The organism is Sivoneniella epilithica UHCC 1019 (assembly GCF_040830845.1).
GTDB lineage: Bacteria > Cyanobacteriota > Cyanobacteriia > Leptolyngbyales > Leptolyngbyaceae > ULC077BIN1.
Genome location: NZ_JBFPDP010000026.1, coordinates 20834 through 47524 on the forward strand (window position 1 = coordinate 20834; position 26691 = coordinate 47524).

A 26691-nucleotide genomic window follows, 5' to 3' on the forward strand; every position below is an offset into this window, starting at 1 on the left:
GCTATCATCCAATGCGATCGCCCTTTCAACTCATGCCTGATCGCGATCTCTCCCTCACCAATCTTGTACTAAGCTACACTGAAGTTAATGTGAGATATGACACCTTGAGGGTTCAATCATGTTCAGTGGCATTAAACAGCAGGTCGTTGTTGGCAAGGACGGCAAAATCGAGATTCAAACATCTGAATTAGTAGAAGGAAGTATTGTTGAAGTCATTGTTTTAGTTGAACAAGATCTTGCTGAAACAAATACCAGTTCATCTGTTCAACAGGATGAAACAGAGTACCTGCTGTCTACCAAAGCGAATCGCCGCTATTTGATGACTGCTATTCAAAACATTGAAACCAAGACCCACTTGGTCAGTTTTACGCCTGAGCAATGGAATGAAGAATATAACATTCGCTCCTGAGGCATTTGAGCAATTTAACGACTGGGCAGCACAAGATAAGAAAATTCATCGCAAGATTATCACCTTAATTAACGATATTCTTCGTCAATCATTTGCTGGACTTGGTAAGCCTGAACCTCTAAAGCATGAGTTGAGCGGGTGTTGGTCACGACGGATTACGGATGAGCATCGTTTAGTGTATCGAATGACTGAAACTGAGGTCACTATCTTGAGTTGTCGATTTCACTACGATGACTAATTCTCTCAAGCACGATCGCCCTTTTCCCGAAACAGTGATTCCTGCCAAAAACAGAACCGCGATCGCGGCTCATTCCACCGTCCGCCAAAATTGAAGCTCTCTAAAGCTGCTCTATCTGTCGAACGATTTCCATTTTCACACTTTGAATCGTTTTTTCTCCGACAACCGAGTCCCGATAAAAATCGAACCAGTCGCCATTCTCGTGATAACCGTCGAATTGAATCTCTTCTTCCTGACCAGAATGGTAAGCAATTTGGTATTTCTGTGAATCTGTCACTTTAGCTTTCTCCTCCAAGTTTTGAATATGTGCGACCTCTGTACCACTCAGAGAGAGAACCCTTTGCTCTCCCACCGCCGAGTCTTGATAGAACTCAAATTGATTATTCTTCTGATAATAGCCGTCAGCCTCTACTTCTTGTGAGTCCTGATTTAGATAAGTGACTTTGAACTTTCCCATTGTTCATTACTCCATCAAAAGGTCTAGTCGTGAAGTTCAACTGATTCTAACAAGTTGTCTAATAAATCATCCAAAATATACAAGCGATCTACAAGTGACAAAGTCGCATTGATATATGAGTACATACTATGCGTGTCGCCACCCGCTAGACTTTTCCAAGTCTGAATGAGCCAAAGTTCTCGATTACCAGAAGGTGGCATCGAGATTGATGCTCTAGTGGAGGCTAAAGCGAGTAATTGGGCAATCTTCTCACGCATCTGAGCAAAATCTTGATCAATTTGCTCAACTTGGAAATGTACAGAAGCAACAACCCGACTTAAACACATTGATGCAAAGATACGGTGAGCTTTGCGTCTTGGGATGCTTTGATCGATCAAACCTGGCTCAAGCCCACCATCTCTAAAAGCTAAGAGCTTGGCTCGCTCTTGCGTTATCACAGAAGCGTTTGAATTGCGAAACTTCTGAAGCCTTTCTTCTAGGTCTTTCAGCCAGAGGATGATGTCTTCTACATAGTTTGGATTTAAATCAGCATATTCATCGGTTAACAGTGAAGCCGTACTCAGACATTCAAGCAGTTGCTCTCGTAAAACACTCCGCATCGCTTTTACTGAGGTTTAAGATGAGAGGTTCGTGTCCCATCAATGTGATCAACATGATGCCACTCAATCTCTTCTTCCTTGATGACAACACGTAAATTTGTCAGGGTACTAGAAAGACCTTGAACTTTGACATGGTTTTTCAAGGCAGTCGATTCAACCTTGAGTGAGATTGTTGGATCTTGTGCCGGAGACTCGAAGGTTTCCATCTCTGCCACTAATTTTAGTTCTCTGTATATAGTTCTCTTAACTTGAGCAGAAACGTTTAGTTTATGGGTATGTAGGACATCATTAAAAGCATCCTGAGCAGCTTGGAAAACTCGCGCTCTCATAGAAACTCCTTCAAACCCTGGTAAAGTAGCGCTGATCGCTAATGCCAGCCGAGGTTGGATAGACCCTTGAAATTTACGTTCAAACTCATCAATCAGAATTTCTTGCTGCTCTAAAACGAGTTTTGCAGCTTGACCAAAGTGATGAGCCAAATCAGCAGCATTGTTCACCTCAGAGCTTGAACCATTTACATAGCGATCGATAAGCACGGGAATTTCAATCACAATCTCCGGGAGCCTCACACGCGGAACGGGTAACCCTTGCAATAGGGGTTCGCTTTGATAATATTCAGCAAGCCGAACTGCACATTCGTCAGAGATACGACGAGCATGAGTGATGTCTGCCATCAGTGCCCCAAGCAATTGTCCAAACGTCGGCATAGGTGTTCACTTCACTTACCAAGCTTCCTAGACTGAAAATCCTGGTCGATGCCAATAGATTGACACCAACCAGCACACTAAGAATTCAAAGATACAACTTCTGCAAGACCCTATCATATCTTCTATGAAGAGTCCTTAGCTAATTTTATCAAACAGTGAATGAATAAGTCTGCGATTGGACAGTGTTCACAGATACACTAACCGTGTAGTTACCAGCAGGCAGTGGAGAAGTGAACGTATCTGTCACAACTTTTGTGTCGTTCCACGTACTCGTCCCTTGTACTGAAACAGGCTGACCAGAAGAATTGAGAATATGAACAGAACTAGATCCTACTGAAGCTCCAAAGCCAGTACCTGTAACTGTTACAATATTGTTGGCATATACTGCACTACTAATGGTCGGTGTTGCTGGAAGGCTGGGCGGTGTTGCTGGAGGGATAGGTATAACTTTCTCCTCGATCAGCGCCTCCAAAATGCTCAACATCTTGTCCATTCCTGCTGGCATTTCAGCCTGAGATGCCTTAACATGCACATAAAGCCCATAGCTATCTTTTGTCTCGGCTCCGCTGCGCTGCACACTTTGGCTAGAATAGTTTGCGGTCAATTGAGCGCTACCATACCATGAGAAAACACCTCCAGTCTTTGCTGATGTCGAAGTTCCAACCTGAGAGTTGCTTAGAAGCTCATTATGTGTGACTGATAACAGCTTTGCATTGAACTCGATCTCTGCCTCCTCAACTCGAAGAAACGGGATAGGCAAAATTGTGAGAATTGGAACAGATAAAGTAGCTTCTTGTGTTCCCCCTCCTGGAATTGGCTTTTTGTATTTGAATTCAACATTAATTGCTTCAGTAATCTCTTCAGTGTCGTTACCATTACCATCCTTCTTATGATGAAAGCCGACTTGCTTGATGAAGGTTGCTGAAGCCAACGCAGCTTGAGCTTGGGCTTTTACGATCGCAGTAAGCGGTCCGCCAATCATGGAGCCAAAATCTAGAGCGGATAGTTCTTTACCCTGTTGATCACTCATGATATTTCCTTGGTCAGTTTTGTAGAAAGTAAAGTGAATTTATACTATATGAGTACGGTTTCCTGCGTTAGCTTGACCGCTGCCATATTCGCCTCCTTGATAGGTAGCTTGTTAATCAGAAATAGACGTATGTGTGCCCAGAGACAGAACCTATGATAAACCTCTCGCGACGATGAATTCCTCTACACAGTATCAAAATTTCAAGATGATGTCTTTACAGGAAAGTATGGAGTTTAGTATGGAAAGTATGGTTTGATTTGGATTAATATTTCATCAGGGTGAGAAAATATATGGAATTTGGGCAAGTATTGGAGGTTGTCAGGCTTGCTTTTGCTCAAAAAATTGGTAGACCGCTAACCGCTGCCGAAGAAGCTCTTTTGTACGGTGCCTGGAACCAGTTGACCGACGATCGCATTGCCAAATGTTGCGTTGTTGTCGATTACAAAGTGGGCTGAGCAGTATGATAAAAAGTGACAGCACATTGATGCCTCCGATGACTTTAAAAGAGCTACAATCCCAACTTTTAGCCCTGTCTCCAGAAGAAAAGGCGCAGGCTATTCAAATTTTGGCAGCAAGTCTAAGCAATCAATGGGTTGGTATTGAGAAGACACTTGGCGTTATGGGAGGAGATGCCTGTATTCGGCAAACTCGGATTCCAGTTTGGTTATTGGTTAGCCTGCGCCATCAGGGAGCCAGCGAAGCTTACTTGTTGGAGGATTATCCGACGCTGACGGCGGCTGATCTGGTGAATGCATGGCAGTATGCAGAGGCTTTTCAAAATGAGATTGAAGCCGCGATCGCCCGACAAGAGGCTGCCTAGGCATGTCGCTGTTATATGCTGATGAAGGATTTCCCAGAGTAGTCTCACAGCTACTTCGGCAGTTTGGTCATGATGTGCTGACGGTACAAGAAGCGGGTCAAGCAAACCAGAGAATTTCTGATGATCAAGTTCTGGCATTTGCAACAAATCAGGGCAGGACGGTACTAACCATCAACCGAGATGACTTTATTCGCTTACATCGTCTTAGTGCAGACCATGCAGGCATTATTGTTTGCACTGAAGATTTGGATCGGCAGGGATTAGCCACCCGCATTCATGAGGCGATCGCGGTTGAAGATTCGCTAGCTGGCAAACTGATTCGAGTGTATCGTTCACCCATTGAAAAACGTGAATAAACCAATGTCTACATCTACAAGTAGGGTTCGTGCTTAATCTCCCCATGCTTTGAATTGTCTAGAAATCATCAAAAACCCGGGATGCGTTTTACAGGAAAGTATGGAATTGAGTATGGAAAGTATGGTTTAATTCGGACTAATATTTTATCAGGGTGAGAAAATACATGGAATTTGGGCAGGCATTGGAGGCTGTTCGGCGTGCTTTCGCTCAAAAAATTGGTAGACCGCTGACCGCAGCCGAAGAAGCTCTTTTGTACGGTGCCTGGAATAAGTTGACCTACGATCGCATTGCCGAGCGATCGGGCTACACCATCAACTACTTGCAACGGGATATTGGTCCCAAGTTCTGGAAGCTGTTGAGTAAGGCACTGGATCACAAGGTCAACAAAACTACGCTACGTGCCATCCTGACTCATCTGGATGATCCAATCCCCGCAATCTCATCGCACACTCAACGGTCGATTAGTTGGGGCGAGGCACTTGATGTTTCTACCTTTCACGGTCGAGTTGAGGAGATTGAACAACTGACTCGGTGGATCATTCATGACCGCTGTCGTTTGGTGGCGATCGTGGGTATGGGTGGCATGGGTAAGAGTGCTTTAGCAGCGAAGGTAGCACAGCAAGTGGTAGAGAGTTATGAGTTCTCAGTTACGAGTTTTCAATCAGGTTCATCAACTCAAAATATCTCCTACGGAGACGCTACGCGAACAAAACTTAAAACTCAAAATTTTGAGTATGTCATCTGGCGATCGCTCCGCAATGCTCCATCCTTAGAAACCTTATTGGCTGAACTGGTGCCGTTTCTTTCTCGCCAGCAAGATATTCAGCCAAAGCCAGAACGACTGCTGCACTGGCTGCAAACTCATCGCTGTCTGGTGATTTTGGATAATCAAGATACTCTGTTGCAACCCGGAGAACACGCTGGACGCTACCAGCCAGAGTTTGCCAATTACGGTGACTTATTTCGGATGCTGGGAGAAGCCAGTCATCAAAGTTGTATTGTGTTGACGAGTCGAGAGAAATCAGCGGAAGTTGCACTTTTAGAAGACTACGATGGAGCCGTGCGAACGACTGGTCGTCGCGCTTGCGCTTCGCTCTCTCTGCGCGGTTCCTGGGAGGCATCATTGGTATTGATTGAGTCTAGGCGACTGGTAGGAACTGACGCGGAAAAACGCCAACTGTGCGAATTATATCGATGTAATCCACTGGCTTTGAAAATGGTTGCCTCTTCAATCCAGAGCTTATTTGATGGGGAAATTGCCGCCTTTTTGAAAGAAGAGACTCCGATCTTCAATGGAATTCGTCGTTTGCTCGATCAGCAATTTGAGCGGTTGTCATCTTTAGAACAGACCATCATGGTTTGGCTGGCGATCAATCGTGAATGGACTGCGATCGCCGAACTGCAAGCTGATATTGTCCCCACAGTTTCCCGTGCCAGTCTATTGGAATCGCTGGAATCGCTCACCTGGCGCAGCTTAATCGAACGGCGCACACCTCAAGGCGAGGCGCAACCATCGAGCGAATACACCCAACAGCCTGTCGTGATGGAATATGTCACAGACTGGTTAATTCGGCAGCTTGCCATTGAATTAGTCATGGCTCAAACATCATCTTTAAACCACTATGCATTAACTAAAACAACCGTTTTAGACTACATTCGAGAAAGTCAAATTCGATTAATTCTACAACCACTGATTGAACAATTAAAAAACTCATTTCATCACAATGCCGAACGACTAGAGCAACACCTGCGATCGCTTCTAACAAGATTACGAAATGTCCCTGAGTCGAACTTCGGCTATGGTGTGGGAAACTTCATCAACTTATGTTTGCACTTACAAATCGACCTGACTGGATACGACTTCTCCCATTCGACCATCCGCCATGCCGATCTCCAGGGAGCGACTTTACAGCAGATTAATTTTCAAGCTGCTCACTTTGCTCAATCCTCTTTTACCCAAATCTTTGCTGGAGGGGTATGGGTGCGATTTAGTCCTGATGGACAGCGCTTTGCGATTGGAGATACCAACGGCAAGGTGCATATTTGGCACTTTCAAACGATGCAGCCGTTGCTCACAATCCACGCTCATCAAGCCTGGATTTGGGCAGCCGCTTGGCATCCTGATGGAACCACGATCGCCACTGGAGTTGGTCCAACGGTTCGACTTTGGGATACTCGCACGGGTGGATGGCTCAGGGACTTACAGGGTTATCCTGATGCCGTTTATACTCTAACCTGGAGTCCCGACGGTCAACGACTGGCTTGTGGCGGGCAAGTTCCGATTATTCTAGTTTGGGACAGAACAACCGGATTGTGTGTGACTCGTTTACAAGTCCGCGAACCCAGTCGTCAGAGTTGTGGGATTTATTCTGCCACATGGCTTGCCAATGGAACAGTGCTGGCAGGAGCTTACATGGATCATACGATTAAACTCTGGGATGTCGCTTCTGGTAACTGTATTCGAGTGATTCAAGCCCATGAAGGTTGGGTGCTGTCTCTGGCGTTGCATCCCAATGGCAACATTCTCGCCAGCAGTGGGTATGATAAAGCCGTCAAACTTTGGGATTGGCAAACAGGGAAATGTTTACAGGCGATCGCCACACGGGATTATACTTGGCGGCTGGAGTGGAGCCCCAATGGGCAAATGTTAGCTGGAGGAAGCGCCGATTGTACTACCACTCTGTGGGATTGTTCACTGCAATGCCTGCAAATGTTTCAGGAACACCAAAGCTGGGTTTGGGCAGTTGCGTGGAGTCGGGATAGTAAAACCCTTGCCACTGTATCCCCTGACCACGTTGTGAAACTTTGGAATACTCAAACTGGGCACTGTGTCAAAACCTTGCAAGGACATAGCAATTCATCCTGGTGTATCAAGTGGAGCAAGGATGGAATTCGCCTTTTGAGTAGTAGCACGAATCATACCGTGCAACTGTGGAATAGCCAAACGGGTGAATGTCTCAGACTCTTTCAGGAACATAACAATGAAGTGCTGTTTGTATCCTGGAGTCCGGACGAACGTTTGATTGCGAGTTGTAGTGCAGATGCCACTGTTCGTATCTGGGATGTTGAAACTGGGAGGTGTTTGAATGTACTACTTGGACATCACCATTGGGTCAAGGCAGTTACTTGGAGTCGGGATGGAAATTATGTGATTAGTAGTGGCAACGATCAAACCGTGAGACTTTGGGATATTCATTCTGGGCAATGTTTGTTAACGCTATCTGATCATCGGCATCAGGTGAATTCCGTGATTGGCTTTCCAGCAGGTAATCGCATTGCCAGCGGCAGTACAGATGGCACCATTCGATTTTGGGATTTAAGCCGGGGTGTCTGCGATCGCGTCATTGATGTGAATTATCCTGTCCAATCACTTAGCTTTAGTCCGGATGGTAAGACTCTGGCAAGTGGAGACCACGTAGGTACGGTTAAACTTTGGGATGTAGACTCTGGAAAGTGTTTGAATACCTTACACGGGCACGCACCTGGATATATTAATTCCGTAACCTGGAGTGCCGATGGTAGTCAGATGGCGAGTGTTTGTACTGATTCGACGATCAGAATTTGGCAGGTCAGCACAGGCGACTGTGAATGCGTCATTGAGGGCACAAATTGGGGCATGGATGCGGATTGGCACCCAGTGAGTGATCTGTTGGCGATGTCCTATTATGAACAACCCATCCAACTGTGGGATGTGAAAACTGGCAAAACAGTCCAAACTTTAAGCAGAAAGCTTCCTTACGAAGGGATGAATATCCTTGGAGTAACGGGCATTTCTGAAGCACAAAAAGTTGGACTCAAAGCATTAGGGGCGATCGCAGGGTGAAAATATCCTCTGCTTTACTTCTAGAAACTGACACCCAACACCTTCCCATAAAGATTGCGAGATTTGAAGAGAGTTTAAGAGTTTAATAGATTCGTGCGATCGCTGGGAAAGAGCGGCTTAGAAAAGGAATCTTAGAAGTAGCACTAATCTCAAGCACGATTTGCGCTATGTCAATCGCGATCGCCGATCAGCCAAGAGGACACACCATGCCCGAAAACCTAGACATCACCAATGCTGTATCCCAACAGCACGGAGTCGAAAGCCCTGAACACCTCACTCAAATCAACACGGCAGAACTGTTAGTCCAATGTTTGGAAAACGAAGGAGTTCAGTATATTTTTGGGTTGCCGGGTGAAGAAAATCTGCATGTGTTGGAAGCCCTTAAGCAGTCTTCAATCCAATTCATCACCACCCGCCACGAGCAAGGCGCAGCATTTATGGCGGATGTGTATGGTCGCCTCACGGGAAAAGCGGGAGTGTGCTTGTCTACCTTGGGTCCCGGTGCCACAAACTTGATGACGGGTGTGGCAGATGCGAATCTCGATCGCGCTCCTCTAGTTGCCATCACTGGACAAGTCGGCACCGATCGAATGCATATCGAATCCCATCAATATTTAGATTTGGTGGCGATGTTTGCGCCAGTGACCAAGTGGAACGCCCAGATTGTTCGCCCCAGCAACACGGCTGAAATTGTGCGAAAGGCATTTAAGATCTCGCAGGCTGAAAAACCTGGAGCCGTGCATATCGATTTGCCAGAAAATATTGCGGCGATGATTGCGACGGGCAAACCGCTAAAAACCGATGGGCAGGAAAAATCCTATGCGTCGTTTCACAGCATTGAAACAGCGGTTGCAGCCATTTCTCAAGCACAAAACCCATTGATTTTGGTTGGCAATGGCGCAATTCGGGCAAATGCCAGCGCTGCACTGACCGAGTTTGCTACCCAACTAAATATTCCCGTGGCAAACACATTTATGGGCAAAGGTGTAATTCCCTACACCCATCCTTTGGCGCTGTGGGCAGTGGGGTTGCAGCAGCGCGACTATATTAGCTGTGGCTTTGACAAGGCAGATTTAGTAATTTGTGTGGGCTATGACCTGATTGAATATTCGCCGAAAAAGTGGAATCCTGATGGCGCGGTGCCGATCATTCATATTGGAACAACGCCAGCGGAGGTAGACAGCAGCTATATTCCGATCGCCGAAGTGGTGGGCGATCTCTCCGACTCACTGACAGAAATTTTGGCACGCTGCGACCGCACTCATCAACCCGCCCCCTACGCCCTAGAACTGCGCGACGAAATTCGGGCAGATTATGTCCAGTACGCCAATGATGAATCTTTCCCGATTAAGCCGCAAAAAATTGTCTATGACCTGCGCCAAGTGATGGAAGCCGATGACATTGTGATCTCAGATGTGGGCGCTCACAAAATGTGGATGGCGCGGCACTATCACTGCGAACGCCCCAATACCTGCATTATTTCCAATGGGTTTGCCGCAATGGGCATTGCGATTCCAGGGGCACTGGCAGCAAAACTGGTGCATCGCGATCGCCGTGTGGTTGCAGTTACAGGCGATGGTGGCTTTATGATGAACTGCCAGGAATTGGAAACTGCCTTGCGAGTCGATACGCCATTTGTCACGCTGATCTTCAACGATGGCGGCTATGGCTTGATTGAATGGAAGCAACAAAACCAGTTTGGCTCATCCTGTTTTGTCAAATTTACCAATCCTGATTTTGTCAAACTAGCGGAAAGCATGGGCTTAAAAGGCTATCGAGTGGAATCCTGTGCCGATTTAATTCCCACTTTAAAGGAAGCATTAGAACAAAATGTTCCAGCCGTAATTGATTGCCCAGTGGATTATCAGGAAAATCTTCGTTTTTCTCGTCGTGCTGGTGATCTCAACTGCATTATTTAGTCATACTTTTCAGAGTTACAACCTATACCGTTTACGCCCTAATTGCATCCTATTCTGCGGAGGGAAACTTGATAGTTTCTTAACCCGGCGTTGCTGAATTGAGGTATGAATATCAAAATTCGCCCTCACCCTAGCCCTCTCCAGCGGGAGAGGGAACAAGACTTCTAGCTCCCTTCTCCCGCTGGGAGAAGGGTTGGGGATGAGGGCAAATCATGCTTGCTTCAGCAACACCCTTAACCCCTATATAAAAAGGAATTGGATTATTCATGGCAAGTGTTGAAATTTCCGCAATTACCCAAACGCTATTAACGGCAAAAAAAGCAAAAGGGATCACTTTTACCGATTTGGAAGCATTGCTGGGTCGAGATGAAGTCTGGATTGCAGCGGTTTTCTATGGGCAAGCCAGCGCTTCAGAGGATGAAGCCAGCAAACTACTTGAGGCATTGGGACTCAGCCAAGATTTTGTGATTGAACTAACGGCTTGCCCTGCAAAAGGGTTAGGTCCTGTCGTGCCCACTGACCCGCTGATCTATCGCTTCTACGAGATCATGCAGGTGTATGGGATGCCGATGAAGGAAATCATTCACGAAAAGTTTGGGGATGGAATCATGAGCGCGATCGACTTCACGCTGGATATCGACAAGGTGGAAGATCCCAAGGGCGATCGCGTTAAGGTGACGATGAACGGTAAGTTCCTAGCCTATAAAAAATGGTAATTCTCAGTACGGAAACCCGTACAGTCCCCAAGATTGCATTCATCCTAGTGGTTTCGCTAAATTAGCACTCAAGAGGTGAGAGTGCTAAAAATGGCTCTAACCCGTTAGACTATTAACAGACGTAACGTTTGGCGTTTAGTCAACAATCTTTTGGCTAAGCCTATCGTTATTTGTGGTTTTTTGGGCTGTAGCCTTTTTTGGAATGAAGTCTCTCATTCAGATCAGCCACATCTTCTGAAAAATTTTCTTTGGTCAACCCGCTAGTTTGGAGCATTGCATATGGCATCTGTATCGTTGAGCGTCTCTACTGTTAAACCTTTAGGCGATCGCGTTTTTGTGAAGGTCAGCCCTTCTGAAGAAAAAACCGCTGGCGGCATTTTGTTGCCAGATACCGCAAAAGAGAAGCCCCAGGTCGGCGAAATTGCGGCTGTGGGTCCTGGTAAGCGCAGTGAAGATGGCTCTCGCCAAGAACCCGAAGTGAAAATCGGAGACAAGGTTCTTTACTCAAAATATGCTGGCACCGACATCAAACTAGGTACTGAAGAGTACGTTTTGTTGTCTGAGAAGGACATTTTGGCGATCGTGGATTAGGGAATAGTTTTGAGTTCTAAGTTTTGAGTTTTGAATTCAGACGGTCGTTCAAAAACTCAAAATTAAAAATTCAACGCTCAAAATTTTCCGTTCTATCTCCTTCTACACCATTTCTACTATTCACAAAGGCAACACAGACTTATGGCTAAGCGGATTATTTACAACGAAAACGCTCGTCGTGCCCTAGAGCGCGGCATGGATATTTTGGCTGAAGCGGTGGCAGTCACTTTGGGTCCCAAAGGTCGCAACGTCGTTCTAGAGAAAAAATTTGGCGCACCCCAAATTGTCAACGATGGGGTCACCATTGCTAAGGAAATTGAATTGGAAGACCATGTGGAAAACACTGGCGTGGCGTTGATTCGTCAAGCGGCTTCCAAAACCAACGACGCAGCCGGAGACGGCACCACCACTGCAACCGTTTTGGCTCATGCGATGGTCAAAGAAGGTCTGCGGAACGTGGCAGCGGGTGCTAATGCGATCGCCCTCAAACGCGGGATCGACAAGGCAACCGGATTCTTGGTAGACAAGATTGCGGAACATGCGCGTCCTGTTGAAGATTCTAAGGCGATCGCTCAAGTGGGTGCTATCTCCGCCGGAAACGACGAAGAAGTGGGTGCCATGATCGCCAACGCTATGGATAAAGTGGGCAAGGAAGGCGTGATTTCCTTGGAAGAAGGCAAATCCATGACGACCGAACTGGAAGTCACTGAAGGGATGCGCTTCGATAAAGGCTACATCTCTCCCTACTTCGCCACCGACATGGAACGGATGGAAGCCGTGATGGAAGAGCCTTTCATCCTGTTGACCGACAAAAAGATCGCTTTGGTGCAAGACTTGGTGCCTGTACTTGAGCAAGTGGCGCGCTCCGGTCGTCCTTTGGTGATCATTGCGGAAGATATTGAGAAAGAAGCACTGGCAACCCTAGTCGTCAACCGTTTGCGCGGTGTGTTGAATGTGGCGGCTGTGAAAGCTCCTGGGTTTGGCGATCGCCGCAAATCAATGCTGGAAGACATCGCTGTACTCACCGGTGGACAAGTAATCACCGAAGATGCAGGCTTGAAACTAGATGCTGTCAAACTAGATAGTCTCGGTAAAGCTCGCCGCATCACCATCACTAAAGACAACACCACCATTGTCGCAGAAGGCAATGATGGCGCAGTTCAAGCGCGTGTTGAGCAAATCCGTCGTCAAATGGAAGAAACCGAGTCTTCCTACGATAAAGAAAAGCTGCAAGAGCGCTTGGCTAAATTGGCAGGTGGCGTTGCAGTAATCAAAGTCGGCGCAGCAACCGAAACCGAAATGAAGGATCGCAAACTGCGGTTGGAAGATGCCATCAACGCAACCAAAGCGGCTGTGGAAGAAGGCATCGTTCCCGGTGGCGGTACAACCCTAGCTCACTTGGGTCCTGAGTTAGAAACTTGGGCAAATAACACGCTAGTTGGTGAAGAACTGACAGGCGCGCTGATTGTCTCGCGTGCATTGGCAGCGCCTTTAAAGAGAATCGCTGAAAACGCGGGTCAAAACGGTGCGGTGATTGCTGAACGTGTGAAAGAGAAATCTTTTAACGTTGGCTTTAACGCAGCAACCAATGAGTTCGTAGACATGCTTGAAGCAGGCATCGTTGACCCTGCCAAAGTAACCCGTTCTGCTCTGCAAAATGCAGCGTCGATCGCGGGCATGGTGTTGACCACCGAATGCATCGTGGTTGATAAGCCCGAACCAAAAGATGGCGCACCTGCTGGCGGCGGCGGTGGCATGGGCGGCGGCGACTTCGATTACTAGAAGAGGTTTAAGGGTTAGAACGCTAGCCCTTTCTAAAATCAAATATTCGACAAGCGATCGCTTCTCACAAAGGGGCGATCGCTTTTTTGTTGTTTGGATTAGAGAGCGATCGCGGTTTTAGGTCAAAAAGGCTACAACATTAGGGATAGAAATAATAATTAAAATAAATGCAACCACTCAACCACGCTAAGCTAAATCAATTTCACGGGGACAATTTACTATGACCCTAACCACTGCTAAATGGACGCTTGAAGAATACCATCGTTTAGTTGAAATAGGCATTCTAGACGAGCGCCGGGTGGAGCTTTTAAAGGGAGACATTGTAGAAATGGCAGCGGAAGGAGAACCACATGCTTATTCCAGTGATGAGGCGGGAGAATATTTAATTGGGTTATTAAGCGATCAAGCCAAAGTTCGACAAAATCATCCAGTAACGTTGCCGAATCATTCAGAACCGCAACCTGATTTAGCGATCGTCCGGCGATTGGGGCGAGAATATCGATCGCATCATCCATATCCTGAAAACATCTTTTGGTTAATCGAATATGCCAATTCCAGTTTAGATAAAGATCTGAACGTGAAAAGTAAGATCTATGCAGAAGTTGGCATTTCTGAATATTGGGTCATCAACCTGAAATCCATGGAACTCGTAGTATTTCGCGCTCCGCAAAATGGCGACTACACCTCAAAAATCATTCTCACCAGTGGCATCATCCATCCTCTTGCCTTTCCGGATATTGATGTATCCATTGATCTAATCCTCAACCGTTAGGGATATTGCGCGATCTCAATCTCAAACCCACTTCGGACTGTGCAATGTTGACAATGGGCAAATCGCGATAAGCTGAATCCTATTAGCAGATTACAGAATAGATATGATTCAGAGTTTGCGAGAGGTTCAACAACAGCAGGGTGCCCGATTTGAGGAAGATTCTACTGTACCCATTGATTTTGGCAATGATGTAGACGCGATCGCAGCAGCCCGGGATGGAGTAGTGGTCTGCGATCGCACTCGTTGGGGCAGACTGCAACTCAGCGGCGTTGATCGGCAAACGTTTCTGCACAATCAAAGTACTAATGACCTGAAGGCTTTGAAGCCAGGGCAAGGCTGCGACACGATATTTGTCACCTCCACAGCCCGAACCATCGATTTGGCAACTGCTTATGTGTTAGAAGATGCCGTATTGATCATGGTTTCGCCCAGCCGCCGTCATCAATTAATCCAATGGCTTGAGCGCTATATTTTCTTTGGCGATAAGGTGGAGTTGAAAGACCTAACCGCAGAAACGGCACTGTTTAGTCTGATGGGTGTCCAGAGTTCAGCGCTACTTGAGAAGTTGGGTGTAGATGCGATGAAAACTCAGCCCTATGGCAATCATTGCATGGTAGAGATTGCCAATCATCCGGTACGGGTGGCGGTGGGAAATGGGTTGGGTTTAGAAGGCTATACCCTGATTGTTGAGACAGATCATGCAGCGGCAGTATGGGATGCGATCGCCCAAGCTGGAGCAGTACCAATGGGCGATCTCGCTTGGGAACAACTGCGGATTGAACAGGGTCGTCCCATGCCCGATGCGGAATTAACCGAAGACTACAACGCCGTGGAAGCCAGTCTGTGGCAAGCTATCTCCATCAACAAAGGCTGCTACATTGGGCAGGAAACGATTGCCCGATTGGATACCTACAAAGGTGTAAAGCAGCAGATCTGGGGAATTCGATTCGACACGGTGGCGACACCCGGAACCGTGATTACCGTAAACGAGGAAAAAGTTGGCGTTCTCACCAGCTTAACTGAAACTGCCCAAGGTATATTTGGGTTAGGCTATATTCGCACAAAGGCAGGCGGCGCTGGCTTAAAAGTCCAGGTAGGCACCAGTCAGGGTGAGCTAGTAGAGGTGCCCTTTTTGCAGCGATCGCGGGAAGGTCTGTAGGGGCGTGGCATTTGGTAATCAACCTCCACTTTAGCCAGCAAACTATATGCCTGTAGCTTGCTTCCCGTAGGGTATGCCGCGCTCTTACACAAGATGTTTTCACTTGAGAAAATCAGGTAGGTTAATCCCCTGCTTTTGTAAGAGTTCGCGAACGGGTCCTAGGTTATTCAAAACGCCTTCAATCGGTTTTTGAAATTTTGCCAGCGTGTTATAGGTTTTGATAATGCGTTTAGCATCTAGATGGATCTCATCGGCGGGATAGTTTTGAATGATTTCTAAAATCGACACTTGATTATCTTTGGCAGCAGATTGAACCATCGCAGTTCGCAATGCATCCCGGTTGCCCTTACCCTCATTTTCTGGGGTTTGAATCATCCGACCCAGTTCATCCAACATGCGATCGCCCAAAGGATTGTTCAATGCAGTATTGACGGTGCCAGAGCTAATATCAATCGGCTTAGTCAAAACTTGCCGAATCTCAGCCGGATCGCTCTTCGTCATGTCTAAGTAGCGTTCCACCTTTCTAGACATTTCGCCCTTTTCCGCAAACGCTGAGAGTTCTGCGACCGAGAGTGACTGGCGCAAAATACCGTAGCGAACCACCACTTTATCCGCCGCCTCAGCAGCGGGTGTATGCATCAAAAAAATGGCGCTGGCGATCGCCACTCCCACCGTGCGATAAAGCGAAGACGTTGAAAATGGCATACTAAAACCCCCAGAACCTACTTAATAAATATTGACGACAACCCAACCCACTAAGTTGCCTATCCACCCTAACAAATCACATCTCGGCTTTGAAGTAAATTTTTTTGAGGAATTCAAAGGAAAATAGCCAAAGTTCAGTTAAGAATCATCATAAACTCTATGAAATTTGGGCAAGCCCTTTAAAGTGCTTCAGTGGAGCGGTGATCATTCTCTGCGATCGCCCATTTCTTACCGCCACCATTCCTCACCGCACGCGAATTCAATGAATCGACCCACGCACTTTTTTTGCCAGACCAAACCTCTAGCTCTGCTATCCAGCCTTTTGATGCTCAGTGTTAATGATCGGGCATTAGCGCAATTGCCCATTCAAAAAGCAGTTCCAATGCTTGCCCAAACGCCCCTGAGTGCAGCAATTCTCTATGTCGATGCCAATAGTGGGCAAGATGGGGCAGAGGGTAGTTTGGCGCGTCCGCTCCGAACGATCGCTGCCGCACTCCAACGGGCAAAATCTGGAACTACCGTCAAACTGGCACCGGGCACCTATAGCCAGCAAACAGGCGAAACCTTCCCCTTGGTGATTCCTGAAGGCGTGATTTTGCAGGGCGATGAAGTGTCGCGGGGGCAAAACACGATCATTACAGGCAGTGGGTATCGGATTAGCCCCACCTTTGCCGGACAAAACATGGCTCTGTGGGTCGGCAAAACTGCCCAAATTCGCGGTGTAACGGTAACCAATAAAGTGACTCGCGGTACGGGCATTTGGATCGAGTCTGCTAACCCTACAATTGAAAACTGTACCTTCACCCAAAATAATCGGGAAGGAATTTTTGTCACAGGCACCGCCAATCCGATCATTACCAACAACATCTTTACGCTGAATGGCGGCAATGGAATCGCGATCGCCAACAACGCCAAAGGTCAAATTGAAAGTAATCTGTTTCAAAATACCGGGTTTGGTTTAAGCCTGAGCGAGAATGCCCAGCCTAGAGTTATCCGCAACCAATTTATTCAAAACGTGGATGGGCTGTATCTCAATGGTGCAGCGCGTCCGGTGCTGCGGGGAAACCTAATTGCTAACAATCAGCGAGATGGGATCGTGCTGACGGCGCGGGCGAAACCCGATTTGGGCACGGCAACTGATCCAGGCAACAATGTATTTCGGGACAATGGGCAATACGATATCGACAACGCCACGCCCGATACGGTGACTTCCTATGGCAATACACTTGATATAAAAAAAATTGCCGGACTCGTTGATTTTAGTGGCTCGACGAATGGTGGTTCCAGTGGATCGCCCTTCTCGGATGTGCAGGGTAACTGGGCACAGGCATATATCGAAGCCCTCGCTAAGCGAAATGTCATCAGTGGCTTTCCGGGCGGAGTATTTTTGCCCAATGATCGCGTGACACGAGTCCAGTATGCGGCGATTATTAGTCGAGCGTTTGAGCCAGCACCTCGCCGTACCCGAATAGAATTCAAAGACGTAAACGCTAGCTTTTGGGGCTATCCATTTATTCAGACCGCCGTGCAAGGGGGCTTTATGAGTGGCTACCCAGAAGGCGATTTCAGACCCGATCAGCCGATTCCCAGGGTGCAGGTTTTAGTTGCCCTCGCCAGTGGGTTGAACTATGGTAATGGCAGCCCTAGCTTACTCATGCGATATCAAGATGCCAGCAGCATTCCCTTTTGGGCAAAGGGCTATGTGGCAGCCGCCACCCAGCGTCAGGTTATCGTTAATTATCCGACCTTAGCTCAACTCAACCCCAATCGGGAGGCAACTAGGGCAGAAGTAGCCGCGATCGTCTATCAAGCTCTCGTCAATGCCGGAAAAGCAGATCCAATCATCTCCCCCTTTGTGGTGACTCCCTAATGTGATACCGTTTTGAGTTTTGAATTTTGAGTTTTGAATTTTGTTCGCGTAGCGTCTCCGTAGGAGATATTTTGAATTGTAGAAGCTTTACTCAGTCATGGTCTCAACCGAAGATCTGTCGCATTCTCCATTTAACTTGGTGTGATTATTTTTATCTGGAGCCAGAGCCGCAAAATCGACGACCGGGCGATCGCCCGGTACAAGCCAATGAATTTGATTGTTCATAAACTGATTGACGCTCAATAATCTCAGGTCAAACAATTACCGATATTAAATCGACCGCTAAGCCAGATAGAACTTTACGGTCCGATATACAGGAGTTTACTGAGTAAATTTTAGCTTGCCGCAAAGTCTTCTGTATATTTGCTGTTTATCTAGTCGGTGGGTTGGGGCACTTTAGAGATATAGCAACGGATGGATAGTTTGGGACACAAAAATCCTTGAGAAGTAAGGAATAACGGACAGTTGTTGTCTTGACTTCTCCTCGTACTGCTATACCCCCTGATTACTTTTCACATTGACGGCACCGACCATGACAGACGTTCAAGAAATAGAAGTCATTTTCTTTTTTCAAAAAGGGCTGTATTTGAATAAACAGCAGGATTACAGTTCTGCGATCGCTAGCTATGACGCAGTTCTGATGCGACAATCCGACTATCCTGATGCTTGGTATAACCGGGGAAATGCCCTTTACCGTTTGGGTCAGTATCAAGCTGCCATTGCTAGCTACGATCGGGCGCTCGAATATGAACCTGGGTTTTCGGAAGCCTGGAACAATCGCGGTAGTGCCTTGGATGACTTGCACCAGTATGAAGCGGCGATCGCCAGCTACGATCAAGCCCTAAAATATCGCCCCAACTACTGCTGGGCTTGGTATAATCGAGGGATTGCCCTACGGAACCTAGAGCGCTATGACGAAGCAGTGAACAGCTACGATCGCGCCATTGAATTTAAACCTGACTACTACTGGGCATGGTATAATCGGGCACTCGCGCTGAAACAATTGGGAAAGCTGAAAAGCGTTGTGGCATCCTATAACAAAGCGGTAGAGTTTAAGCCCGATTTTGAGGAAGCCTGGACAAATCGCGGCAATGCCCTGTATCACTTAGGTTATTTGGAAGCCGCGATCGCCAGCTACAATAAAGCCTTAACTTTAAAGCCCGACAGCCCCAATACCTTTTACAATCAAGCGTGTTGCTATGCGCTTCAAGAAGAGTATGATTTAGCATTTGCTAGTTTGCAACGAGCCGTTGAACTCAGCCCGCAAGAATATCGAGAAATTGCTAAAACCAACTCAGATTTTGATGGATTGCGAGCAGATGAGCGGTTTGCAACCTTAATTTTGCAAGCTAGTTAATGAATGACTTCAAGCAATCAATTCTAAAATCTCAAGAAACAAATTCTAAAGTTGGGGGCATTCTATTAGCATAGATTCTAATCAGTTTCTACGAGCTAGCGCTGTTGGTACATTGAGTGAGTGTGAATATCTGAAGAGTCCCTATGAATCACAGCGAAGACTCCCAAATTTTATATAGTCATGGGCATGTTCTCCGCGAACTAGGGCACCATGCTAGGGCGGTAGATAAATATGATGCCATTTTAACCGCTCATCCCCGCGATCATAGAGCGTGGAATTGTCGGGGCTATGCTTTGGAAAGCGCGGGGCAGTATGAAGATGCGCTGGTTAGCTTTGATCGGGCGATCGCGCTCCAGCCCAAGTATGCCCCCGCATGGCAGGGAAGAGGAATTGTTTTAGCAAAACTGATTCAATATGAAGATGCCATTATCAGTTTTAATCGGGCGTTAAAGTTTCAACCCGAAGACTATCGGGCGTGGCAAAACCACGGTAAAGCCTTAATGGGGTTGTGTCGCTATAAGGACGCGATCGCCAGTTTTGAGCAAGTGTTAACTCGCAAACCCGACAGCTACAAGGCTTGGTATAACAAGGCAGTCGCCCTAAGCTGCCTGAACCGCTATCCGGAAGCACTCACGAGCCTTAACAATGCGTTGATTATCAAGCCTAGCTGCCACTATGCCTGGAACTATCGCGGCATGGTGCTTTCTAAGCTAGAGCAGTTTCAAGACTCCCTCGCCAGTTTTGATAAATCCTTGCAGGTAAAGCCGAATAATGCCAATGCCTGGTACGGTAAAGCTTGCTGCTATGCCTTGCAAAATAACTTAGATCGGGCGATCGAACACTTGAAGCAAGCGATCGGCTATAGCCCTTACTTGTGTCAACTCATGGCAAAAACTGACCCCAACTTCAACCGCATCCGCACCGATCAACGGTTTCAAGCCCTGTTGCGGGATAAAACTTAAAGGAAAACAGCAGAATCTCACTAAACTACCCGAATCAGTTGTAGCATAGCAAAGTTTCCAACTGCCGCTAAAGTTAAAGCATGGAATTAATCGTAGAGGGTGTAACATGGGCACTTTTGAGCCAACGCCTCAACAAGCCGAAGTTCTGAGCGCTATACAGCAGTTAGTCGAAGTAGTTGCCCAGTTGCGATCGCCCGATAGCGGCTGTCCGTGGGATCTTGCCCAAACTCCAGAGACCCTGATTCCCTATGTAATTGAAGAAGCTTACGAAACTGTGGATGCCATTCGGAGTGGAAATACGTCCGCCATTTGCGAAGAGTTAGGTGATTTATTGTTGCAAGTAGTGCTGCAATCTCAAGTGGCTAGTGATGCAGGACAATTTACGCTCCAAGATGTGGCAGAGGGAATCAGTCAAAAATTAATTCGTCGCCATCCTCATGTATTTGGGAAGGTGAAAGTGCAAACAATTGACGAGCTACACCAAAACTGGGAGCAGATTAAAGCGGTGGAAAAAGGGGAAGATCCTAATGTTATCCAGCCTTTGAGCAAAAAATTAAGTCGCTATGGGCGATCGCTGCCCCCGATCATGGCAAGCTTAAAAATTTCGCAAAAAGCAGCAGCAGCAGGCTTTGAATGGGAAACCGTAGATGGCGTGTGGGAGAAGTTCAATGAAGAACTGACGGAATTTAAAGACGCGATCGCCAGCGGAGATAAAGCCCATCAAGAATCTGAACTGGGCGATCTATTGTTTACCGTGATCAACCTTGCCCGCTGGTATGACCTCGATCCAAGTGCCGCGCTTCAAGGCACCAACAAACGTTTCGTTCAACGCCTGCAACTGATGGAAGCCGTCGCCGATCGCCCCTTGGAAAACTATACCCTGGCAGAACTGGAAACCCTTTGGCAACAAGCGAAAGCAACGTTAAGAGAGAGTGGGAAATAGGGCACGGAGCGAAAGAAGAGGAGGGCGATCGCGATTCAGCAGATTCAAGCTATTTCTCCATGCTCTAGCTTATCGGCAATGGCTCGTAACGCTAAAGTCTGAACATGGGCGATCGCCTGTTGTTGATTTTCACCGTATGCCAAAACACCCGGAATCTCTAATATTTCAGCAATCCAACGACCATCCTCTTCTTGTTCGGTTTCAATAGTGAAGTGGGTAGAAATTTGAGCATTCATAGCAATCTCCAATTCACTTTTAATACACTCTGTACTAATTTTTCGACAATCTCAAATCTAGTCAAGTAAGTCAGGATCAAAGGAGAACAAATAGAAATAAACAAGACTGCTTTACACAATCTATTTGAGCTTTATTTACTCACCGCATAACAGTAACAATCTCGTGGCTCCTTAGATAAATTTGGATGAATGAACCATCGCCTTAACACTCCTTCTCTTTGCATTCCAACTTTCTCCATCACTCGCGCTGATGCTAAGTTTTCAACATCACAAAAAGCCCATACCCGATAGATTTGATCCTGCGCTAATGCCCAATTAGTCAATGCTTGTACCGCTTCTGGCATATATCCTTTGCCCCATTCTGATTTTGCCAGAACATACCCCAAATCTGCTTTATAGTTAGTGATGCGAATTTCTACCATGCCAACGAGTTGAGCATCTTCTTGGCGAATCAGTACATAGGGAAACGCGGAACCATCCGCCCAAACGGAGATGCAGCGATTGATGAATTCATGGGTCACTGCAATAGATTTGTGAGGTTGCCAACCAATGTACTTCGTCACTTTTGGGTCTTGGGCATACTGCTCAAAAATGGATACAGCATCTTCAATGACTGGTTGTCTCAAGGATAATCGCTGAGTTTCTAAAGTTTGCGGTGGTTTCACAACACTCCCTCTATTTGCGCTAGCGGCGTTCCGCAATAATTGTTTGGGAAACAGACTCACCTTGAATTTGAATCAGAGATGGGCGGGTTCTTTGCTGAACAGTAGGGTGCTTAATCTGTCGCACTAATCCTGTTTCAACCAATGCTTGATGGAATATGGCTCGTTTAGCGGCTGTTTCCCTGTCTATCAAATAACTCTGGATTGCTTGACTAAGCTGTTCTAATTCAGATGGCTCTAGAGTTTGTAATTGGTTAATAATCTGTTTAAGAATTTCTTGGGGCATTGTTTTCAATGATGGGCTGGCTGAGCTTTGGTATTTATTCTACAAACACTAAAGCCGCTATTTTCTGTAGAGACGCAATAGCACGATGTATTGCGTCTCTATGCAGTCTAACTACACACGATCGCGAACTTTGTTTGCCGCCAGCGCTTCTACTAAACTTCGTACCACTGCAATCATTTCGATCTCGCTGTTGAGTTTGTTGATTGCAGAGCCGATGCCTACGCCCGCCGCACCCGCCGCGATCGCCATGGGCACCGTCACACTTGATAACCCAGAAGCACACAGCACTGGCACATTTACGCCACGAGAAATTTCACTAGCAGCCGCCAGCGTTGGAGCCGCTTTTTCAATTAAGCCCAAAGTTCCGGCATGAATCGGTGCGCTACTCGTGCCGCCTTCGGTTTGAATGATGTTTGCCCCCGCTTTGACTAATTGTTCTGCCAATTCAACTTGCTGATCCAGCGGCAAAATGTGGGGAACCGTGACTGAGAGCATTACGGATGGCAGCAAGCGGCGTGTCTCGCGGGTGATTGCCAATACTTCAGCGGCTTCAAACCGAATGCCTTGAGCATAGAAACTATCAAAGTTGCCAATTTCGACCAGATTGGCTCCGGCTTGCATGGCGGCAACCAATTTGGCAGGCTCCACCGCAGAGACACACACAGGCAGGCTCGTTAAGCGCTTGACCATGCGAATCAGGTCTGGATCAGCGGCAATGTCTACGAAGGTCGCCCCACCCTGATCGGCGGCATTGACCACGGCAGCAACGCGATCGCGATCAAAATTATTTAGCCCACTAATTACCTTCAAAGCACATCTCTGCTCTAAAGCAGCATTCAGCATTGCGATCGTCATAGTTAGTTTCTGTTAATTACGGTATGACCATTTTGCCACTGTAACTGGATGGGAAACCAGCGAAAATCAAACATGTGGACTTCGGTGTGAGCTTGGTTTAATGCATTACGGCTACTTGGGTGCGTTTTACTGTGTTTAAAGCTTTCCCTTTAAAACGTGAAACTCAAAACCTTTCTCGGCTTGCAACTCGCTAAAGCGTTACTCTATCTGAAGTGGTGTGCTGTTGATTTTTCTGTGATTTGAACTGTTTTTCTTTTGCAAGTAAAGTATTCTTTTCTGCATGAGCATTTTGAAATAAAGGCTTTTACTTAGGGATTTGTGAGCCGCTACGTTTTTTGCGGGACAGGACGATAATACGAGTGATGATTCGGTGTGAATGCTGCCATTACGTTTTTTCACTACGAAATTTATGGGCGACCTGCTTTATCCGCTAGAAACCGTACCTTTTTTTCAGGGCATTAATACCTTTTCATTTGCGATCGGCTTGAGCATTGCAATTCTGTTGATTGTGGCGATCGCCCAGTTTTTGTTGGTGCGCCAGACGTATCAGCGGGCATGGCAAAAAAGTGAAGACCAATTTTGTCGATTGGTGCAAACCATGCAAGTGGGAGTGCTGCTATTAAATGCGGAAGCAGAAGTTTTGGTATGTAACCCGATCGCCATTGAACTGCTAGGAATCAGTGGGAAAGCGAAACGATTTGAACTTCCTACTGATCCAGGCTGGCAATTTTTAGATGACAATGGACACCCTTTGTTGGCAGCCGAGTTCCCGATTCAACAGGCGATCGCCCAACGCCAACCCATTCGAGATCGCGTCTTAGGAGTCGTTTGTCCTGACCTCTCCGGTTGCCGCTGGCTTTTGGTCAACGTGAACCTGCACCAGTCTGCCGATGGCACTATTGAGCGTGTCGTCTGCACCTTAAGCGACATCACCCACCAAAAACAAACAGAAGATGCCCTTCAACGCAGCAACTCGCGCTATAAAAATTTGGCGGAAAATGTGCCCGGTATGATCTATCAGTTTATGCTCAAGCCCACAGGTAACATTTCCTTTCTATATGTCAGTCCAGGTTGCCGAAATCTGTTTGGCAGAGAACCAGAAGCATTGATCCACGATGTGGGGGCAGGCTGGAATTTAACTCATCCTGAAGATATTACGGGTTTAAATCATTCAATTGGCGAATCTGCCCGTACCTTGCAACCGTGGGATTTTGTCTGGCGGATTGTGATTAGTCAACAGACAAAGTGGCTGCGGGGCAATGCTCGTCCTGAGTTGCAGCCCGATGAGAGCATTATTTGGGATGGATTGGTCACAGATATTACCGAGGGCAAAGAAACAGAAGAGCGGTTGCGAAAAAGTGCGGAGCGGGAACGGACGATCGCCCGTGTGATTCAGCGAATGCGCCAAACCCTCAAGCTAGAACGAATTTTTAGTGCGACTACAGAAGAACTGCGGCAAGCTTTACAGTGCGATCGCGTCGTCATTTTTCGCACCGACCCATTCAACCAAGAATCTATTGTTGCAGAATCGGTTGCAAAGGGATGGATTCCACTCGTATCCAATCCTCTATCAGATGCTGAAAAAATCTCTGTTGACTACTTACAGGCTGCAAACGACAGCATGGATACCCTAGGAGTCAGCTATTCCTGTATCAGTGATATTTATCAAGCGGGGCTGCGATCGCAGGATATTGAACAATTAGAACAATTTCAAGCAAAAGCCTATCTCAGCGTACCGATCTTCTCTGGCAATCAACTATGGGGATCGCTAATTGCCTACCAAAACTCTGCCCCGCGTAAATGGGATTCTACCGAAACTAAAATCGTCTTACAAATTGGTTCTCAATTAGGCGTTGCCGTTCAACAAGCTGAACTCCTTGCCCAAACGCAGCGCCAGGCGACCGAACTGCAAATCGCCAAAGAAACCGCCGATGCTGCAAATCAGGCAAAAAGTGAATTTTTAGCCAACATGAGCCATGAACTCCGCACGCCACTCAATGCCATTTTGGGTTTTACCCAATTGATGAGCCGCGACCCTTTATTATTGGACGAACACCGTCAATATGTCGAAATCATTAGCCGCAGCGGTGAGCATTTACTGGCGCTGATCAATAATGTTTTGGAAATGTCCAAAATCGAAGCCGGACGGATCACGCTCAGCGAAGCTAACTTTGATCTCTACCGTCTCCTCGATAATTTAGCCGCGCTGTTTCAACTCAAATGTCAATCTAAAGGGCTGCAACTAGTGTGCGATCGCGAGAGTGCTGTACCTCGATACATCCGCACCGATGAAAACAAGCTCAATCAAGTCCTGATCAACCTAGTGAGTAATGCGATTAAATTCACTCCAACGGGCTATATTTGGGTGCAAGTCAGTTTGGGAAATGGCGAATGGCGAGGGGCGAATGGCGAATGTTCAACAGATCTAACTTCTAATCCTGCACTCCGCGCTCCCGACCCCGCACTCCCAACCCTGCACTCCCTACTCTTTACAGTGCGTGATACGGGTCTTGGGATGACATCGGCAGAAATTGGTCATTTATTTCAACCCTTTGGGCAAACTGAAACAGGAACAAAATTTTCAGAGGGCACGGGGTTGGGGTTAGCCATTAGCCAAAAGTTTGTGCAGTTGATGGGGGGGGCTATTACGGTCGTTAGTCAACCGGGTCAAGGATCTGATTTTACGTTTGAGATTCCGGCGATCGCAATTGCCGCAGACCAAGTAAGAGAAAAAGATAGCCAGTATAAACAAGCTGTGGGATTAGCCCCCGGTCAGCCCAATTATCGAGTGTTGATCGTGGATGATGATCCAACTAATCGATTAATTTTGGTACGCTTCTTGACAAGCATTGGATTTGATATACAAGAGGCAAAGAATGGACAAGATGCGATCGCGATCTGGCAACATTGGCAACCCCATATCATTTGGATGGATATGCAAATGCCTGTAATGAACGGGTTTGAAGCAACTCAACACATAAAATCAGATCCAATCGGACAATCCACCATCATTATTGCCGTTACTGCCAGCGTATTTGAAGAGCAACGCCAAAAGATTCTCGAAAGCGGCTGCAATGATTTTGTCCGTAAGCCCTTCCAACGAGACGAAGTGCTGGCAAAAATGGCAGAGTATCTAGGAGTGAAATACCGTTATGAACCCAGTCAACCGCCGCCTGAACAACACTTTCTCCCTTCTCCCTCAGCCAATTTCACTTTAGATGCCCAGTCCTTAGCCATCATGTCCAAAGACTGGCTCGAAAAGCTGCACTCTTCGGCGGCTCAAGGGAGCGATACTCTGGTATTGCAACTGATTGAGGAGATTCCCCCCGATCAAACTGAATTTATCCACGCCTTAACCAAACTCGTGAATAACTTTCGGTTTGATCAAATTATGACTCTGACTCAACTCGCGCAGAATTTGGGGCTTAACCTGTAA

At 46.9% G+C, this 26691-nt stretch carries 27 protein-coding genes; 17 read left to right on the plus strand and 10 right to left on the minus strand.

All coding sequences use genetic code 11. The features are described 5' to 3' along the window. The first annotated feature begins 118 nt into the window (after positions 1-118). Together AB3R30_RS16000 and AB3R30_RS16005 are read left to right on the plus strand one after the other, a co-directional pair. Complete coding sequence (locus AB3R30_RS16000) at positions 119-409, plus strand: hypothetical protein (RefSeq protein ID WP_458650205.1); 291 nt, start codon at positions 119-121, stop codon at positions 407-409. After that, positions 384-647 (plus strand): Txe/YoeB family addiction module toxin, encoded by a 264-nt coding sequence (locus AB3R30_RS16005; RefSeq protein WP_458650206.1) that lies wholly within the window; start codon positions 384-386, stop codon positions 645-647. The genes AB3R30_RS16000 and AB3R30_RS16005 overlap by 26 nt, the downstream gene beginning before the upstream one ends. Positions 648-747: 100 nt before the next feature. Here AB3R30_RS16005 and AB3R30_RS16010 read toward each other — a convergent pair whose 3' ends face one another. The 4 genes from AB3R30_RS16010 to AB3R30_RS16025 all read right to left on the minus strand — a co-directional run bounded on the left by AB3R30_RS16010 (position 748) and on the right by AB3R30_RS16025 (position 3440). Next, positions 748-1104: a hypothetical protein gene (locus tag AB3R30_RS16010; protein WP_458650207.1), complete on the minus strand. Its 357-nt coding sequence runs from the start codon at positions 1102-1104 to the stop codon at positions 748-750. Between the two features lie 23 nt (positions 1105-1127). After that, positions 1128-1703, minus strand: a complete 576-nt coding sequence (locus AB3R30_RS16015; protein ID WP_458650208.1) for a hypothetical protein — start codon at positions 1701-1703, stop codon at positions 1128-1130. A gap of 5 nt (positions 1704-1708) precedes the next feature. Next, positions 1709-2410 carry a hypothetical protein gene (locus AB3R30_RS16020; RefSeq protein ID WP_458650209.1) on the minus strand — a complete coding sequence of 234 codons (702 nt, stop codon included), beginning with the start codon at positions 2408-2410 and terminating at the stop codon, positions 1709-1711. Positions 2411-2558: 148 nt separating this feature from the next. Continuing rightward, positions 2559-3440 (minus strand): DUF2589 domain-containing protein, encoded by an 882-nt coding sequence (locus AB3R30_RS16025; protein WP_458650210.1) that lies wholly within the window; start codon positions 3438-3440, stop codon positions 2559-2561. A gap of 290 nt (positions 3441-3730) precedes the next feature. Here AB3R30_RS16025 and AB3R30_RS16030 point away from each other — a divergent pair, with 290 nt between their 5' ends. From AB3R30_RS16030 to ygfZ, 10 genes are all read left to right on the plus strand, one after another. Further along, positions 3731-3895, plus strand: coding sequence for a hypothetical protein (locus AB3R30_RS16030; RefSeq protein WP_458650211.1), 165 nt, complete (start codon positions 3731-3733; stop codon positions 3893-3895). Between the two features lie 29 nt (positions 3896-3924). Continuing rightward, a complete protein-coding gene (locus AB3R30_RS16035; protein ID WP_458650212.1) occupies positions 3925-4260 on the plus strand; it encodes a DUF433 domain-containing protein in 336 nt (111 codons plus the stop codon). A gap of 2 nt (positions 4261-4262) precedes the next feature. Further along, positions 4263-4616: a DUF5615 family PIN-like protein gene (locus AB3R30_RS16040; protein ID WP_458650213.1), complete on the plus strand. Its 354-nt coding sequence runs from the start codon at positions 4263-4265 to the stop codon at positions 4614-4616. A 164-nt stretch (positions 4617-4780) separates the two neighbouring features. Next, positions 4781-8440, plus strand: a complete 3660-nt coding sequence (locus AB3R30_RS16045) for a WD40 domain-containing protein (protein ID WP_458650214.1) — start codon at positions 4781-4783, stop codon at positions 8438-8440. A gap of 167 nt (positions 8441-8607) precedes the next feature. Then, positions 8608-10359, plus strand: a complete 1752-nt coding sequence (locus tag AB3R30_RS16050; RefSeq protein WP_458650215.1) for an acetolactate synthase large subunit — start codon at positions 8608-8610, stop codon at positions 10357-10359. A gap of 266 nt (positions 10360-10625) precedes the next feature. Continuing rightward, positions 10626-11075, plus strand: coding sequence for a cyanase (gene cynS / locus AB3R30_RS16055; RefSeq protein WP_458650216.1), 450 nt, complete (start codon positions 10626-10628; stop codon positions 11073-11075). Between the two features lie 279 nt (positions 11076-11354). After that, positions 11355-11666: a co-chaperone GroES gene (gene groES / locus AB3R30_RS16060; protein ID WP_458650217.1), complete on the plus strand. Its 312-nt coding sequence runs from the start codon at positions 11355-11357 to the stop codon at positions 11664-11666. Positions 11667-11807: 141 nt separating this feature from the next. After that, positions 11808-13448 carry a chaperonin GroEL gene (gene groL / locus AB3R30_RS16065; protein ID WP_458650218.1) on the plus strand — a complete coding sequence of 547 codons (1641 nt, stop codon included), beginning with the start codon at positions 11808-11810 and terminating at the stop codon, positions 13446-13448. Positions 13449-13668: 220 nt separating this feature from the next. After that, entirely contained in the window at positions 13669-14220 is a 552-nt protein-coding gene (locus AB3R30_RS16070; RefSeq protein WP_458650219.1) for a Uma2 family endonuclease, read from the plus strand. A gap of 103 nt (positions 14221-14323) precedes the next feature. Further along, positions 14324-15379, plus strand: coding sequence for a CAF17-like 4Fe-4S cluster assembly/insertion protein YgfZ (gene ygfZ, locus AB3R30_RS16075; protein WP_458650220.1), 1056 nt, complete (start codon positions 14324-14326; stop codon positions 15377-15379). Between the two features lie 99 nt (positions 15380-15478). Here the strand turns inward: ygfZ and AB3R30_RS16080 are convergent, their stop codons facing one another. After that, on the minus strand, positions 15479-16084 hold the full coding sequence (locus AB3R30_RS16080) for an alpha/beta hydrolase (RefSeq protein ID WP_458650221.1): 606 nt from the start codon (positions 16082-16084) through the stop codon (positions 15479-15481). A 325-nt stretch (positions 16085-16409) separates the two neighbouring features. Here AB3R30_RS16080 and AB3R30_RS16085 point away from each other — a divergent pair, with 325 nt between their 5' ends. Further along, positions 16410-17954, plus strand: coding sequence for a DUF1565 domain-containing protein (locus tag AB3R30_RS16085; protein ID WP_458650222.1), 1545 nt, complete (start codon positions 16410-16412; stop codon positions 17952-17954). An 87-nt stretch (positions 17955-18041) separates the two neighbouring features. Here AB3R30_RS16085 and AB3R30_RS16090 read toward each other — a convergent pair whose 3' ends face one another. After that, a complete protein-coding gene (locus AB3R30_RS16090) occupies positions 18042-18179 on the minus strand; it encodes a hypothetical protein (protein WP_458650223.1) in 138 nt (45 codons plus the stop codon). A 307-nt stretch (positions 18180-18486) separates the two neighbouring features. Between AB3R30_RS16090 and AB3R30_RS16095 the strand changes: the two genes are divergently transcribed. The 3 genes from AB3R30_RS16095 to mazG all read left to right on the plus strand — a co-directional run bounded on the left by AB3R30_RS16095 (position 18487) and on the right by mazG (position 21216). After that, a complete protein-coding gene (locus tag AB3R30_RS16095; protein WP_458650224.1) occupies positions 18487-19311 on the plus strand; it encodes a tetratricopeptide repeat protein in 825 nt (274 codons plus the stop codon). Positions 19312-19454: 143 nt separating this feature from the next. After that, complete coding sequence (locus AB3R30_RS16100; protein WP_458650225.1) at positions 19455-20273, plus strand: tetratricopeptide repeat protein; 819 nt, start codon at positions 19455-19457, stop codon at positions 20271-20273. Between the two features lie 106 nt (positions 20274-20379). After that, positions 20380-21216, plus strand: a complete 837-nt coding sequence (gene mazG / locus AB3R30_RS16105; protein ID WP_458650226.1) for a nucleoside triphosphate pyrophosphohydrolase — start codon at positions 20380-20382, stop codon at positions 21214-21216. Positions 21217-21260: 44 nt separating this feature from the next. Here the strand turns inward: mazG and AB3R30_RS16110 are convergent, their stop codons facing one another. The 4 genes from AB3R30_RS16110 to AB3R30_RS16125 all read right to left on the minus strand — a co-directional run bounded on the left by AB3R30_RS16110 (position 21261) and on the right by AB3R30_RS16125 (position 23255). Then, positions 21261-21452, minus strand: a complete 192-nt coding sequence (locus AB3R30_RS16110) for a type II toxin-antitoxin system HicB family antitoxin (RefSeq protein WP_458650227.1) — start codon at positions 21450-21452, stop codon at positions 21261-21263. 131 nt (positions 21453-21583) lie between these two features. Then, positions 21584-22117 (minus strand): GNAT family N-acetyltransferase, encoded by a 534-nt coding sequence (locus tag AB3R30_RS16115; protein WP_458650228.1) that lies wholly within the window; start codon positions 22115-22117, stop codon positions 21584-21586. Between the two features lie 19 nt (positions 22118-22136). Continuing rightward, positions 22137-22400, minus strand: coding sequence for a hypothetical protein (locus AB3R30_RS16120; RefSeq protein WP_458650229.1), 264 nt, complete (start codon positions 22398-22400; stop codon positions 22137-22139). A gap of 111 nt (positions 22401-22511) precedes the next feature. After that, on the minus strand, positions 22512-23255 hold the full coding sequence (locus AB3R30_RS16125) for a DUF561 domain-containing protein (RefSeq protein WP_458650230.1): 744 nt from the start codon (positions 23253-23255) through the stop codon (positions 22512-22514). A gap of 376 nt (positions 23256-23631) precedes the next feature. On the opposite strand from AB3R30_RS16125, the gene AB3R30_RS16130 reads away from it, so the two are divergent. Continuing rightward, positions 23632-26691 carry a response regulator gene (locus AB3R30_RS16130; protein ID WP_458650231.1) on the plus strand — a complete coding sequence of 1020 codons (3060 nt, stop codon included), beginning with the start codon at positions 23632-23634 and terminating at the stop codon, positions 26689-26691.